The sequence below is a fragment of the Pseudodesulfovibrio karagichevae genome (genome assembly GCF_041414475.1).
Taxonomy (GTDB): domain Bacteria; phylum Desulfobacterota; class Desulfovibrionia; order Desulfovibrionales; family Desulfovibrionaceae; genus Pseudodesulfovibrio; species Pseudodesulfovibrio karagichevae.
In genome coordinates this window covers 1-14,084 of record NZ_JBGLYH010000083.1, presented here as the reverse complement: position 1 = coordinate 14,084, position 14,084 = coordinate 1, and the positions used below count along the sequence as shown (strand labels likewise).

Genomic DNA, 14,084 nt, shown 5'->3' with positions numbered 1-14,084 from the left:
GGGAAAGCCCTTTCCAAAGGGTTTCCCTCTCCCCTTCCCCCGGCCGCCGGAGGCATTCCTAGACGTTGAAGCGAAACTCGATGATATCGCCGTCGTGGACGATGTATTCCTTGCCCTCCAGGCGCGCCTTGCCCGCCTCCTTGACCTTCTTGAAGTCGCCGTAGGCCAGGAAGTCGTCAAAGCCGATGACCTCGGCGCGGATGAATCCCTTTTCGAAATCCGTGTGGATGACGCCCGCCGCCTGGGGCGCGGTGGAGCCCGCGCGCAGGGGCCAGGTGCGGCATTCGTCCTCGCCCGCCGTGAGGAAGGAGATCAGGCCGAGGAGCTGGTAGGTCTTGGCTATGACCTTGTCCAGGGCGGACTCGGTGATGCCCAGGTCGCTCAGGAATTCTGCCTTTTCCTCGGGATCGTCGATCTCGGCCAGCTCGCGCTCGAGCTTGGCGGCCACGGCGATGTGGGCCATGCCGGGGGTGTCCTCGGGCAGCACGCGGTCCGCCTCCTCGCCCTCGGGGCAGTTCCAGGCGTAGAGGATGGGCCGGGCCGAGAGAAATTTGTAGCCCTTGAGTTCGGGCAGGGTGCTGATTTCGGCGTCCGTGCGCAGGGGGCGTTCCTCTTCGAGCAGGGCGAGCGCCCGCTTCAGGGCGGCCTCCTCCTTGGGGTCCACCAGGGCCTTGTTCTTCTTGCCGTCCGCCGTCAGCTTTTCCAGCCGTTTCTCGATGACCGCCATGTCCGAGACCATCATGTCCGCCTCCATGGCCTGCCACTGCTTTTCCGGGTCGTTCATGCCCGAGAACCCGTCGAGCACGCCGATGAAGCAGTCGTAGGGGCGGACCTCGTTCAGCACGCGTTCGCCCAGGCCAGCGCCCTTGCCGCCCCCGCCGGGGATGTCCAGGTACTCGATCTCGCTGTAGGTGACCTTTTTGGGCTGAAAGAGGGCGATGAGCGGGTCGAGCCGCGCGTCCGGGACCTTGACCATGGCCCGGTTGCCCGCGGCGGCCGCGGCCGGGCCCGCCAGGGCGGCGAAAAGATCGGTCTTGCCTGAGCCGGAGAAGCCGAAGATGGCGGTTTTCATGTCTTTCTCCTTCGCTAGAACGGGGTGAGCAACGCGGCGCCCGATGGGGGCTTGGCGGAAGGTACCAGTTATCCAGGAGAATGCAAAGAAAGAGCGAAGCGGCTAACCAGGAACACGGAACGGCGAACCATTGAACGTGAGGCGGTTTTCCCTTACGGTGCCTGTCATGCACAAGACAGGGAACATCTTTTTGATCGGGCCGCGCGCCTGCGGCAAGACCAGCGTGGGCCGGGCCCTGGCCAAGCGGCTGGGCGTGGAGTTCGTGGACACGGACCACGCCTTTGTCGAGGCCGTGGGCATGGACATCGCGGCCTTTGTCGAGGCCAACGGCTGGGAGGCCTTCCGCGACGAGGAGGCCGCGACCCTTGCGCGCGAGGCCGCGCCCGGCGGCCGGGTCATCGGCTGCGGCGGGGGCATCGTCCTGCGCGAGGAGAACCGGGCCGTGCTGGCCCGGGGCATCGTCATCTACCTCAAGGCCGGGGCCGAGGAGCTGGCCCGGCGGCTCATGGCCGATCCCCTCGCGGCCCAGCGTCCGTCCCTGACCGGCAAGTCCGTGGCCGACGAGGTCCGCGAGGTCCTGGAGGCGCGCGCCCATCTGTACGAGAAATGCGCCGATGAAGTCATAGAGGGCGAGGACTTGGACGGAACCGTGGAACAGGCGTTTGGGGCAGTAAAAAACTTTCCCGAGCGTTTTTGACAGGTTGGGCCGTCAGGCATATAAGCGTGGAGAACCATGCGCACTAAAGTCTTTTCGCCGTATTGGATGCCGGTCTGGTTCTTTGCCGGGGCCATACTGATCGGCGCACTCATCCTTTATATGGACGTGAGCCACCCCGGTGGAGCGTTGTCCTTCGTTGACGCCCTGTTCACGGCGACCTCGGCCATGTGCGTCACCGGCCTGGCCGTGGTGGACACCGGCTCGTACTTCTCGACCCTGGGCCTGGACGTTATCCTGGTGCTCATCCAGCTGGGCGGCCTGGGGATCATGACCTTCACCACCCTGATCATCCATCTGCTGGGGCGGCACGTGTCCCTGACCGACCGGCTGGCCGTGGGGCAATCCCTGCTGCACGACCCGTCGTTCAGCCTGCCCCGGTTCCTCATACGGGTGGTCCTGTGGGCCTTTTCCTTCGAGGCCGTGGGCGCATTGTGCCTGTGGCTCCTGGACCCGGTGGGGTTCAATCCGTATTCGGCGGTCTTCCATTCGGTGTCGGCCTTCTGCAACGCCGGGTTCTCCCTGTATCCAGATTCCCTGACCCGGTGGTCCGGCAACGGCGGGGTCAACCTGGTCTTCATCGTGCTCATCACCGCCGGGGGCCTGGGGTTCTACGTGCTCAACGAGTGCGGCATCCTGATCTGGAACGCGCTGTTCAACCGCAACCGCCGCAGGCGGGGCAAGCCGCAGATGAGCTGGCACACGGCCATTGTGCTCAAGACCACCCTGGCGCTGGTGGTGGCCGGAACCGTGGTCATCTTCGTGGCCGAAGGCGCGGCTGGCAACGCACCGGACAACGTGTTCGAGCACTTCTGGAACGCGCTGTTCCAGTCCGTGACCTGCCGCACCGCCGGGTTCAACACCGTGGACATCGGCGGCATGACCAACGTGTCCCTGGCCTTCATGATGGTCTTGATGTTCATCGGCGGGTCGCCGGGCTCCTGCGCGGGCGGCATCAAGACCACCACCTTCCGCGCCCTGGTCGGCTTTGTCTGGGCCGAGTTCCGGGGGTGGGAGCAGGTCCGCATCGGCCGTTTCGCCCTGGACCAGAAGGCCATGAACAAGGTCGTTTCCCTGGTGACCATGAGCCTGCTGCTGGTTGGGGTGGGGACCATGATCCTGACCTCCATGGAGAGCGGGGACAGTTCCTATCTCATGGCACGCGGCGAATTCATCGCCGACATGTTCGAATCCATTTCCGCCTTCGCTACCGTGGGGTTGTCCACGGGCATGACCCCGCTGCTCGACGACTTCGAGCGGGTCACGCTCATCGTGCTCATGTTCGTGGGGCGTCTGGGGCCCATCTGGATGCTCTCGGCCCTGCAAAGCTGGCAGTCCGAGCGGCGCTTCAGGGTGCCGACATCGACGCTGCCCTTCGGCTAGACCGACAAGGAGATTTTTCAATGCCTGCAAAAAAGGAAATCGCCGTCATCGGACTGGGCAAGTTCGGTTACGCCCTGGCCAAGGCCCTGACCGAACTCGGCCATTCCGTGGTCGGGGTGGACATCAACCCCGAGTACGTGCGCCGCGCCCAGGACATCATCGCCCAGGCCTACCAGGCGGACGCCACGGACGAGAAGATGCTCGGCCAGATCGGCATCAAGGAGCTGGACCGGGTCATCGTCTCCACGGGCGACTCCATGGAGGCGAGCATCCTGGTGGTCCTGAACCTCCAGGCCGTGGGGGTCAAGAACATCTGGGTCAAGGCCATCAGCGAGGCCCACGAGCGGGTGCTCTACAAGCTCGGCGTGCCCTTCGTGGTCTTCCCCGAGGCGTTCGTGGCCGCCCAGATGGCCAACCGGCTGACCGCGCCGGGGTTGCAGGAGTACTTCGGCCTGGGCAAGGACGTGGCCGTGCGCGAGATCATCGTGGAGAACTGGATCGGGAAGACCTTGCGCGATCTCGACCTGACCAATAAGTATCAGGTGCAGGTCATCGCCTTCCGGCTGGCCGGGAATTCGGAGTTCCATTTCGTGCCCCAGGCGGACAGGGCGCTCAAGACCGGGGATGTCCTGGTCCTCCTCGGGCGGACCGAGGACATCATGCGGGTCGACAAATTCTAGAGAACAGGAGCGGACATGAGCGGCAACACCTTCGGGCATATCTTTCGGCTGACCACCTTCGGCGAGTCCCACGGCCTGGGCCTGGGCGGCGTGGTGGACGGCTGCCCTCCGGGCATCCCCCTGGACGAGTCCATCATCCAGTCCGAACTGGACCGGCGCAGGCCCGGCCAGGGCGGGCTGGCCTCCACCACCCGCAACGAGCCGGACCAGGTCAAGATCCTGTCCGGCGTGTTCGAGGGCAAAACCACGGGCACGCCCATCGGCTTTTTCGTGGAGAACACCAACCAGCGCTCCCACGACTATTCCAAGATCAAGGACGTGTTCCGGCCGGGGCACGCCGACTTCACCTACAACGCCAAGTACGGGTTCCGCGACTACCGGGGCGGCGGGCGTTCGTCCGGCCGCGAGACAGTGTCCCGCGTGGCGGGCGGGGCCATCGCCCAGGAACTACTGCGTCTGGAGGGCATCTCCATCTACGCCTACACCGTGGAGTTCGGCGGCATCAAGGCCGAGGTCAAGGACATGGAGGGAGCCCAGGACCGGTCCTATTTCAGCCCGGACCCGGGTATCGTCGAGACCTGGGACGAGCGGGTCATCAAGGTCCGCGACGACGAGGACACCTTGGGCGGCGTGGTCGAGGTCCGGGCCACCGGACTGCCCGCCGGGCTGGGCGAACCGGTCTTCGGCAAGTTCGACGCGCGCATCGCGGCGGCGTTCATGTCCGTGGGCGCGGTCAAGGGCGTGGAGATCGGCTCGGGCATGGGGGCCGCCCGCAAGCTTGGCAGCGAGAACAACGACCCCATCGGCCCGGACGGCTTTCTGTCCAACAACGCGGGGGGCATCCTCGGCGGCATCTCGTCCGGCCAGGACGTGGTGGCGCGGGCCTACGTCAAGCCCATCGCGTCCATCCTCCAGGAACAGCAGACCATCACCACCCAGGGCAAGCCGACCTTCATCATGGTCGGCGGCCGCCACGACATCAGCGCCATCCCGCGCATCAACCCGGTGCTCAAGGCCATGATGGCCCTGACCATCGCGGACCTGCTCCTGCTCGACAGGAGGCTGGGCGTGCGCGACTAGCCGTCAAAGACATCACGAAACGAAAGGGCCGACGCACGAAAGTACGTCGGCCCTTTATGTCTCTTGTCTGCGCAGCAAAACAAACCGCGCCGAAGGCGCCTAATAGGGATGCAAGGGTGCGAACCCTTGCCCGCCGGAGGCGAAGTCACCCGACTATCGCCGCGAAGCGGCCTACAAATTTTGATTTTTTAAACAAGCCGTTTTTTCGGCTTGATACCCGAAAAGAAGAACAGCACCAGGGCGGTGACCGCGCCGAGCGTGTCGCAGAGCATGTCGGACTGGGCGTCCCAGATATCGCCCTGGGAGCCGAGGAATTCGATGCCCGCCTCGCCGCCCGCGGTCACGGCGTACCACCATTCGATGATCTCGTATCCGGCGGCCAGGGCCATGATGGCGAACAGGCCGAAGAGATAGGCCACCACGGGGCGGGCCAGGTCCCTGCGCGTCAGGTATTCGGCGATGGGGAAGGCGTAGAAGCCGATGGAGTAGTGGCCCACGCGGTCGAAATGGTTGCGCTCGAAGCCGAACAGGTCGGTGATGAAGCCGAAGGGCACGTTGGCGAAGGTGTAGTGGCCGCCGATGGTGTGCAGGACCAGCCAGCAGGCCATGAGCACGTAGGCCAGGTTGGAGAAGCGGAAGAGCCGGAAGGTGGCCACCAGCAGCAGGAAGACCGCCATGATCGGGATGTTCTCGGCCCACCACACGTCGCGCATGACCGGGGTCACGGCCATGATCGTCCAGAATACCGCGAACGCGGCGGCCAGGGCGTGGGGGAACCAGCGGGACAGGGCGGACTCGTTATTCATGGACTACTTGAGTTTTTTCAGGCGCACGGCCGTGCCGTAGCAGGAGTAGTACTTGTCGCCCTCGGGGTGGAAGGCCACGGTCTCGCGGTAGCCGACCACGGCGTCCGCGTTGACGTCCACGGCCTGGGCCATGAGCCCGTAGAAGGCGTTGTCGAAGACGTAGCTGCGGCAGACGATGAGCCCGAAGGCGGACTGGATCTCCCGGCCCGGGACGGTCTCGGTGGTGACGATCTTCATCTTCCCGGCCATGTAGATGTCCTTGGCCAGGGTCAGCCGATGGTCGGTGCTGACGTCGTCCTTGTCCGTGGACTGTTTCCTGGGCGAACCGAATATGAGCGCCATGCGTCTCCCCTCGATGTGAGTAACTGAAAGTTGTTGCTCAGGATTTGTAGCGCACCACAGGGGCGGGGGCAAGCCCTTGGCGCTCGTTCGGGAGAGGGGACCGGGCTGTGCCGGTCCCCTTGGTCAGGCTATTTTTCGGCAAAGGTCCTGAACAGGGTGCCGGTCACGGACATTTGGGCGCTATAGGCCGCAGCCTCGTATATCTGTTGGTCGGTCCAGCCCGCCGCGCGCACGGCATCCAGATCCTCGCGCGTCACGTTGTCCGGTTCCTTGATGGACTTGGCGGCAAAGGCGAGCAGGGCCGCGTCTTTTGCGTCGAATGCCTTGGCCGGGTCTGTGGCCAGGGCGTCGATTTCGGCCTCGGACAGCCCCATGTCGCCGAGCATCTTGCGGTTGAAGAGCGTGCAGAACCCGAAGCAGGCCGAGGAGGCCCCGATGAAGCGCAGCGCGGCCAGCAGTTCCGGCGAGTAGGCGTCATCCTGCATGTAGTCGACGATCATGTCCACATGCCTTTGCAGATAGCGCGGGCTGGCGCTGTACAACAGAATCGGTTCGGGCACGGGGATGCGCGGGGTGAACATGGAGTAGATCTTCTGGACTTCGCCTTCGGCCTGTTCTGGTTTGACGTAATCGATCATGAACATGAGTGACTCCTGGGGATTGTAGTAGACCGGTCGTCTACAAGGTGGGTACACAAAAACCGCCACCGGTCAGCCGGATGGCGGCTACTTCAGGACCTTGTTGAAAATGAAGCGGGTGAAGAGCTTGAGCGGCTCGTCGTCCTTGGTGACCTTCATGCGGATGATCGCGCCGTGCCAGGCCTCGACCATGAATATGGCCGTCTCATGCGTGTCCGTGTCGGCCGGGATTTCACCCTGGGCCTTGGCGTTGTTCAGGATGGCCGCCAGACTCGATGTCATGTTGTCCAGGGCCAGGACAAGCCGGGCGCGAAACGGTTCGCTCAGATCGCTCATCTCTTGGGCCAGATTGCCGACCGGGCAGCCTCGGGTGTACCCGTGGGCGGCGAAGTGGGCGGTGAATCCGTCAAAAATCTTCCGCAATTGCTCCAGAGGAGTCAGGCTCGAATCGTTGACGGCCCTATCGATGATGCCTCGGAACATGGCTCCGAAATGGTTGACCATTTCGATGCCAAAGGCTTCCTTGTTGTCGAAATAGAAATAGAACGAACCCTTGGGTACGCCCGCCACGCGAAGGATGTCCTTCAACCCCGTGTTGTTGAACCCTTGTCGATGCACCAGCTCGGCCCCGGCCTCGATGATCCGCTGTCTCGTGTCTTCGCTCATGGAGAGACTAATAGACCGGTCGTCTAGTGAAGTCAAGAGGGAGGAATGCCTCTGGCCTCCCCTTCAAAACTTTTTGTGTACCTTCGGCAGGTCCGTGCGCTCGCAGCAGGACGCCTTTGAAAATTGAGCACGGAACCTCCGTGCCCCTCCCCGCGAGGCGGCAATAAAAAGTTTGGGAAAAGGGGGGGGTGGGGGGCCGGGGGAAGGGGAGGCGCAAAAAAAGAGCGGCCCGGTGCAACCGGGCCGCTCTTTTTTGTCGTGTGATCGCGCGATCTATGGGGTGACCTTCATGAGGTAGGCTTTGTCCGGGGTGAGGTACTGTTTGACCATATCCTGGATTTCGGCGGGGGTGACGGTCTGGGCCCGGTCGATGAGTTTTTGTTCGTAGTCCAGGTCGAACCCGCGCACCTGGAGGCTAGCGGCCTCGCGGCTGCGGGAGAGCAGGGACTGGTGTTCCTGATAGTAGTCGCCGGTCAGGATGTTCCGGGCGCGGTCGATCTCGTCCTGGGGCAGCGGCTTGGCGGCCAGGTCGGCCAGCACCTTCTTGAAGCCGGTCAGGGACTGGTCGACTTTGTCCGGGCCGGTGCCGATGTACAGGGCCATGAACCCGGTGTTGCGGCTCTGCCAGAGCATGGCGGTGACCGTGTAGGCCAGCCCCTGCTTGTCGCGCAGGTCGCGGAAGAGCAGGCCGGACTGGCCCGCCAGGGCGGCGCGCAGCAGTTCGAGCTTGGCGGACGCCTCCTGGTCGGTCTTGCCCGGGGTGGGGAAGATCATCAGGACGTGCGCCTGGTTGCGCTCGGGCAGATGGAGGTCGTCCTCCCTGGTCTGGCCCCATTCGGGGGTGGTGAAGGCGTATTTGCCGGTGGGCGCGGTCAGGGTCTTGGCGATGTTCGTCGCGAACGCCTCCATGGCCTCCTGATCGAAATCGCCGCATACGGCCAGGGTGAACGGGTGCATGGACTGGCGGCCCCAGAAGCGGATGATGTCCGAGGTGGAGAACTGTTCCACGCCCTCGGGGGTGCCGAGGTGGAGCAGGGCGTAGGGGCCGGTCTTGTACAGGAACGGGAAGAGGTGGCGGAAGGCCAGGCCCAGCGGCCGGTCCTCGCTCTGTTTGATGCCCGCGATCTGGTCCTGCTTGGCCCGTTCCACCTCGGTCTCATTGAAGGCCGGAGCGGTCAGGGTCTCGGACAGGACCGGCAGGACCTGCTCCGTGAACCGGGTGGGGAACTTGGCTTCCACGGCGAATACGTTGCGCCCGGCGGTGGAGCCGAGGCTGGCCGCGTGGTCGGACAGGAAGTCCTGCAACTCGGTGGCGGACATCTTGAGGGTCCCGCGCGTCAGGGCGGCGGCCGTCAGGGCGGCCAGCCCCTGCTGGGACGGATCGAGTTCGCCGTCGCCGCCGGTCCAGTACAGGGACATGGCGGTGTAGGGCAGGGTGTCGTCGGGCAGCAGGATGAGCTTGGAGCCGCCGGGCAGGGCGACCTCGGCCGGGCCCGTGGCCTGCTTGGCGGCCTGCTTGGCCTGGGCCGCCTTTTTGGAGGGCCAGTTGGCCTTGGTGATGTCGGTCAGGCCGTCGGCCGAGACCGGCGCGTTTTCGGGCGTGAGCACGGCCAGGGTCAGCCGGTCGGGCCGGATGTATTCGTCGAAGAGCCGCTTGAGTTCATCGCGGTTCACCTGGCTCAGGGAGAAGAGGTAGTTCTTTTCGGCCTGTTCGCCGTTGTCCAGGAACTGGAAATAGCCGAGCTTCCCGGCCAGACCGGACAAGGTCTCCTTGGCCAGGAACAGGGAGTTCTCCAGGTTCAGGCGGGCGCGTTCGATCTCGCGGTCCGTGAAGTCCGCCGGATTGAAGGTGGCCATCTCCTTGTTCAGTTCGGTCCAGAATTCGTCCACCTTGTCCGCGTCGAGCACGGCGTGGACGTAGAGCATGCCGCCGCGCTCCAGGGAGAGCGGCGAGACCGAGATGTCGTCGACCAGCTGCTTGTCGTACTTGAAGGTCCGGTACAGGCGCGAGGTGTCGTCCCCGCCCATCAGTTGGCAGAGCATCTCCAGGCCGGGGATTTCGGCCGAGGTGCCGTAGGGGATGGGGAAGGCCGCGCCCATGTAGACCTTGTTCCAATTGCCGGTCAGCTTGACCACGCGGGGGCCTTGGCCCGCCTCGGGAACGGGCAGGGGCGAGGGCGGTGTGAAGGACCGGGTGTTGACCAGGGAGCCGACCAGCTGGTTGGCCTCGGCCAGGATTTTGTCGGGGTCGACCTTGCCGACCACGGCCAGGAGCATGGACTGCGGCTGGTAGTGGGTAGCGATGTACTTCTTGATCTGCGGCCGGGTGATGCCGGAAACGGTCTCGCGGGAGCCGATGATCGGCCATTCGTAGCTGGTGCCCTTCCAGACCATGGATTGCAGGGTCTTGAACAGCTTGCTGGTGGGCGTGTCCTCGCCGCGCTCGAGCTCTTCGAGCACGACCTTCTTCTCGCTCTCCAACTCCTTGGGGTCGATGGTCTGGTGGAAGGCCATGTCCGTGACCACGTCCATGCCGAGCTTCCACTGGGTCTCGGGGACCTCGACGTAATAGACGGTGTAGTCGAAGCTGGTGGCCGCGTTCAGGCTGCCGCCCACGGACTCGATCTGGCGGGCGGTTTCGCCGGGGCCGCGCTTGTCGGTGCCCTTGAAGACCATGTGCTCGAGCAGGTGGCTGATGCCCGCGATGTCGGGCGTCTCATAGGCGCTGCCCGCGTGCACGTACAGGCGGACGTTGACCAGCGGGAACCGGTCGTCCTCCTTGATGAGCACGGTCAGGCCGTTTTTGAGCTTGACGATGTGCGTGGCCGCCTGATCGGAGCCGTCCAGGGAGGGGAGGGCTCCCGCCTTGGCGGTCGTCGAGGCCGGTGTCGGGACGGTTTCGGTGCGATTATTCATGGATGCGGTTTTGCAGCCGGCAAGGATCAGCATGAGCCCTGCAAGCAATAACAGTTTTCGGAACATGGATAAAACTCCATAAAGTGGTCTAACTCTCTCTTTTCGGCATCAAAATGATTTTTGGCGCGGTAAATAAGATAAGTCCGATCGCCGTGCTGGCAAGCGGAACCGGATTTTCTTGGCCTGAGCAGTCAGCCACCCTACCCGAGGCGGGCGGAAATGGAAACCGGAAAAGCGCCCGACCGGGACAGGGGGCGTCCGCCCGGGCCGGCGGATGTTTTTGAGCGGCTGTGAAAAAATGCGGTCCGGCCCGAAGGGGCTATTTGACCGCGCAATCAATACCTTTTTCCCCGTACGGCATGGGTTGCGACGAAGGGGTAACCATTGAGATGGGGTTGGAGATATTGACAAATTTCTTTTTTCAAGACTACGTTGGCAAACGATTGTCTAGGGTGCTTCTGGGGTACAACCAAACGGAGGAATGAATGTCCATAAGTTACGCACCAACTGGCAAATCCGGCAAGTGGGATGGCGCGTTGGATTGGCTGCAAATGCTGACCGGCGCCAGCCTGATTTTGTTCATGTGGTGTCACATGCTGCTGGTTTCCAGCGTCGTCATCAGCCCGAGGCTGATGAACGCCATCGCCGGGTTCTTCGAGGCGACGTATATGGCCCAGGTGGGCGGCCCGCTCATCTTTCTCGGCTTTCTGCTCCATTTCGTCCTGGCCGCCCGGAAGATTCCCTTCCGCGCCGAGGGGCAGAAGACCATCTGGCAGCACGCCCGCATGATGCATCACGGCGACACCTGGCTATGGGTGGTCCAGATCGTCTCCGCCATGCTCATCCTGGTCATGGGCTCCATCCACATGTGGGTGGTCCTGACCGACCTGCCCATCACGGCGGCCAAGTCCGCCGCCCGCGTCCAGAGCGGATTCTGGGCCGTGTTCTACTTCTTCCTGCTCCCCCTGGCCGAGCTGCACGTGGGCATCGGCTTCTACCGCATCGGGGTCAAATGGGGCTTCATCAAGGACCGGGAGCGGGACAAGTTCAAGCGCGGCGAGAACCTGCTGACCGGCATGTTCATCGCCATCGGGCTGATCACCCTGATCCGCTTCCTGTTCCTCAGCGTCAACTAACGGAGAATGTGCCATGCAGACTGTCTATACCGATTTTCTTGTTGTCGGCGCGGGTCTGGCGGGCGAACGGGCGGCCGTGGAAACGGCCGAATCCGGATTCTCCGCCATCTGCCTGAGCCTGGTCCCGGCCCGGCGGTCCCATTCCTCCGCCGCCCAGGGCGGCATGCAGGCCTCTTTGGGTAATTCCGTCATGGGCGAGGGCGACGGCCCGGATGTCCATTTCGCGGACACGGTCAAGGGGTCCGACTGGGGCTGCGACCAGGAGGTCGCCCGCCTGTTCGCGGACACCGCCCCCATCGAGATGCGCCGCCTGGCCCATTGGGGCGTGCCGTGGAACCGCGTGGTTCCGGGCAAGTCCATCTACTACAAGGGCGGCAAGCAATTCGAAAAGGTCGAGGCCGAGGACAAGGAAGGGCTGATCATGGCCCGCTCCTTCGGCGGCACGGCCAAGTGGCGCACCTGCTACACCTCGGACGGCACCGGCCACGCGGTCATGTGCACCATGGACAACCGCTGCGCCGAGAAGGGCGTGGAGGTCCACGACAAGACCGAGGCCATCGCCCTGCTCCAGGACGGCGAGTCCTGTTTCGGCGTGGTCGCCCGCTGCCTGCGCACGGGCGAGCTGCGCGTCTACCTGTCCAAGGCGACCATGATCGCGGCGGGCGGTTTCGGGCGCATCTACCCGAACACCACCAACGCGGTCATCTGCGACGGCGGGGCGCACACCATGTGCGTGGCCACCGGCCTGGTCCCCATGGGCAACATGGAGGCGGTCCAGTTCCATCCCACCGGCATCGTGCCCACCGACATCCTGGTCACCGAGGGGTGCCGGGGAGACGGCGGCACGCTGCTCGACGTGGACGAGAAGCGGTTCATGAACATCTATGAGCCCGAGAAGGCCGAGCTGGCCTCCCGCGACGTGGTTTCCCGCTGGATGACCCACCACATGCGCGAGGGCCACGGCGTGAAGTCTCCCTACGGCGAGCACCTCTGGCTCGACATCCGCCACCTGGGCAAGGAGCACATCACCGGCAAGCTGCGCGAGGTCTACGAGATCTGCACCTCCTTCCTCGGCGTGGACCCCATCCACCAGCTCATCCCGGTGCGCCCGACCCAGCACTATTCCATGGGCGGCGTGCGCACCAACAAGGACGGCGCGGCCTACGGCCTCAAGGGCCTCTTCGCCGCGGGCGAGGCCGCCTGCTGGGACATGCACGGCTTCAACCGGCTGGGCGGCAACTCCCTGGCCGAGACCGTGGTTGCGGGCGGGATCATCGGCCGCAGGATCGCCGAATACCTCGAAGGGTGCGAGACCGAGTTCAAGACCGGGCTGATCAACGATGAGGTCAAGCGTCAGCAGGCCCGCATCGACGCGCTGATCTCCGGCGCCAACGGTTCCGAGAACGTCTACAAGGTCCGTTCCGCCATGCAGGACGCCCTGCACAAGGGCGCGAACATCTTCCGCACCCAGGAAGGCCTCGAACGATGCGTGGCCGACCTCCAGGAGGCCCTGATCCGGGCCAGGAAGGTCGGGCTGCGCTCCAACGGCAAGGGGGTCAACCCCGAGCTGACCGCCGGCCTCAAGCTCGAAGGCCAGGTCAAGCTCGCCCTGATGGTCGCCTACGGCGCGCTCATGCGCACCGAGTCGCGCGGGTCGCACAACCGCGAGGATTTCCCCGCGCGCAACGACCGCGACTGGCTGACCCGGACCCTGGCTTACTGGAAGAAGCCCGAGGACACCCTCCCGACCCTCGAATACGAGCCGTCCACCACCGTGGTGGAGATTCCGCCGGGCGACCGGGGCTACGGCCATGCGGAAATCATCAGCGCCGACGACAAGAAGGAATAGACCATGTCCAGATTACTCAAACTCAACATCTTCCGGTACAATCCCGAAGACGAGCAGTCCGCGCCGCACATGCAGGAGTTCGTCCTGGAAGAGACCGACTCCATGACCCTGTTCATTGCGCTCAACCGCGTGCGCGAGGAGCAGGACCCGTCCCTGCAGTTCGACTTCTGCTGCCGGGCGGGCATCTGCGGCTCCTGCGGCATGGTTATCAACGGCCGCCCCGGCCTGGCCTGCCACACCAAGACCCGCGACCTGCCGGGCGAGATCACGCTCCTGCCCCTGCCGGTCTTCAAGCTGGTCGGCGACCTGTCCGTGGACACCGGCACCTGGTTCCGCGAAATGTACACCAAGACCGAGTCGTGGATCCACACCAACAAGGTGTTCGACCCCACCGCCCTCGAAGAGCGCATGGACAACAAGGACGCCGTGGCCATCTACGAACTGGAACGCTGCGTGGAGTGCGGCTGCTGCATTTCCGCCTGCGGCACCGCCCGGCTGCGCGAGGACTTCATGGGCGCGGCCGCCCTCAACCGCGTGGCCCGGTTCCTCATCGACCCGCGCGACCAGCGGACCGACCGCGATTACTACGACATCATCGGCAACGACATGGGCATCTTCGGCTGCATGGGCCTGCTGGCCTGCGAAGACGTCTGCCCCAAACACCTGCCGCTGCAAAACCAGCTCGGTTTTCTGCGACGCAAAATGGGCATCACGTCCCTGAAGCGTTTGTTCAGCAAGTAGCGCCTCCGGCGGCCGGGGGAAGGGGAGAGGGAAACCCTTTGAAAAGGGTTTCCTTCTCCC

At 64.2% G+C, this 14,084-nt stretch carries 13 protein-coding genes; 7 read left to right on the top strand and 6 right to left on the bottom strand.

Translation table 11 applies throughout. The features are described 5' to 3' along the window. Positions 1 to 58: 58 nt before the first annotated feature. On the bottom strand, positions 59 to 1,072 hold the full coding sequence (locus tag AB6M95_RS17965) for a DUF933 domain-containing protein (RefSeq protein WP_371388126.1): 1,014 nt from the start codon (positions 1,070 to 1,072) through the stop codon (positions 59 to 61). Positions 1,073 to 1,238: 166 nt separating this feature from the next. On the opposite strand from AB6M95_RS17965, the gene aroL reads away from it, so the two are divergent. From aroL to aroC, 4 genes are read left to right on the top strand one after another with little or no spacing between them, the layout of a single operon-like run. Further along, positions 1,239 to 1,769 (top strand): shikimate kinase AroL, encoded by a 531-nt coding sequence (gene aroL, locus AB6M95_RS17960; RefSeq protein WP_371388125.1) that lies wholly within the window; start codon positions 1,239 to 1,241, stop codon positions 1,767 to 1,769. A 36-nt stretch (positions 1,770 to 1,805) separates the two neighbouring features. Continuing rightward, a complete protein-coding gene (locus AB6M95_RS17955; protein WP_371388124.1) occupies positions 1,806 to 3,170 on the top strand; it encodes a TrkH family potassium uptake protein in 1,365 nt (454 codons plus the stop codon). Between the two features lie 20 nt (positions 3,171 to 3,190). Continuing rightward, positions 3,191 to 3,850 (top strand): potassium channel family protein, encoded by a 660-nt coding sequence (locus tag AB6M95_RS17950; protein ID WP_371388123.1) that lies wholly within the window; start codon positions 3,191 to 3,193, stop codon positions 3,848 to 3,850. A gap of 15 nt (positions 3,851 to 3,865) precedes the next feature. After that, the gene (gene aroC, locus AB6M95_RS17945; RefSeq protein WP_371388122.1) at positions 3,866 to 4,930 is read left to right on the top strand and encodes a chorismate synthase; all 1,065 of its coding nucleotides are present in this window, start codon (positions 3,866 to 3,868) and stop codon (positions 4,928 to 4,930) included. A 188-nt stretch (positions 4,931 to 5,118) separates the two neighbouring features. Here the strand turns inward: aroC and AB6M95_RS17940 are convergent, their stop codons facing one another. The 5 genes from AB6M95_RS17940 to AB6M95_RS17920 form a co-directional block, all read right to left on the bottom strand. Next, positions 5,119 to 5,736: a DUF2238 domain-containing protein gene (locus AB6M95_RS17940; RefSeq protein ID WP_371388121.1), complete on the bottom strand. Its 618-nt coding sequence runs from the start codon at positions 5,734 to 5,736 to the stop codon at positions 5,119 to 5,121. Between the two features lie 3 nt (positions 5,737 to 5,739). Next, a complete protein-coding gene (locus tag AB6M95_RS17935; RefSeq protein ID WP_371388120.1) occupies positions 5,740 to 6,078 on the bottom strand; it encodes a YbjQ family protein in 339 nt (112 codons plus the stop codon). Positions 6,079 to 6,206: 128 nt separating this feature from the next. Next, on the bottom strand, positions 6,207 to 6,722 hold the full coding sequence (locus tag AB6M95_RS17930) for a carboxymuconolactone decarboxylase family protein (RefSeq protein ID WP_371388119.1): 516 nt from the start codon (positions 6,720 to 6,722) through the stop codon (positions 6,207 to 6,209). A gap of 81 nt (positions 6,723 to 6,803) precedes the next feature. Beyond that, the gene (locus AB6M95_RS17925) at positions 6,804 to 7,382 is read right to left on the bottom strand and encodes a TetR/AcrR family transcriptional regulator (protein WP_371388118.1); all 579 of its coding nucleotides are present in this window, start codon (positions 7,380 to 7,382) and stop codon (positions 6,804 to 6,806) included. Between the two features lie 273 nt (positions 7,383 to 7,655). Then, positions 7,656 to 10,364 (bottom strand): M16 family metallopeptidase, encoded by a 2,709-nt coding sequence (locus AB6M95_RS17920; protein WP_371388117.1) that lies wholly within the window; start codon positions 10,362 to 10,364, stop codon positions 7,656 to 7,658. Between the two features lie 419 nt (positions 10,365 to 10,783). Between AB6M95_RS17920 and AB6M95_RS17915 the strand changes: the two genes are divergently transcribed. The 3 genes from AB6M95_RS17915 to AB6M95_RS17905 are packed head-to-tail and all read left to right on the top strand — an operon-like array spanning position 10,784 to position 14,024. Continuing rightward, complete coding sequence (locus AB6M95_RS17915; protein WP_371388116.1) at positions 10,784 to 11,434, top strand: succinate dehydrogenase/fumarate reductase transmembrane subunit; 651 nt, start codon at positions 10,784 to 10,786, stop codon at positions 11,432 to 11,434. Between the two features lie 13 nt (positions 11,435 to 11,447). Next, positions 11,448 to 13,283 (top strand): fumarate reductase flavoprotein subunit, encoded by a 1,836-nt coding sequence (locus AB6M95_RS17910; RefSeq protein WP_371388115.1) that lies wholly within the window; start codon positions 11,448 to 11,450, stop codon positions 13,281 to 13,283. 3 nt (positions 13,284 to 13,286) lie between these two features. Then, positions 13,287 to 14,024, top strand: a complete 738-nt coding sequence (locus AB6M95_RS17905) for a fumarate reductase iron-sulfur subunit (protein WP_371388114.1) — start codon at positions 13,287 to 13,289, stop codon at positions 14,022 to 14,024. The last annotated feature ends 60 nt before the right edge of the window (positions 14,025 to 14,084 follow it).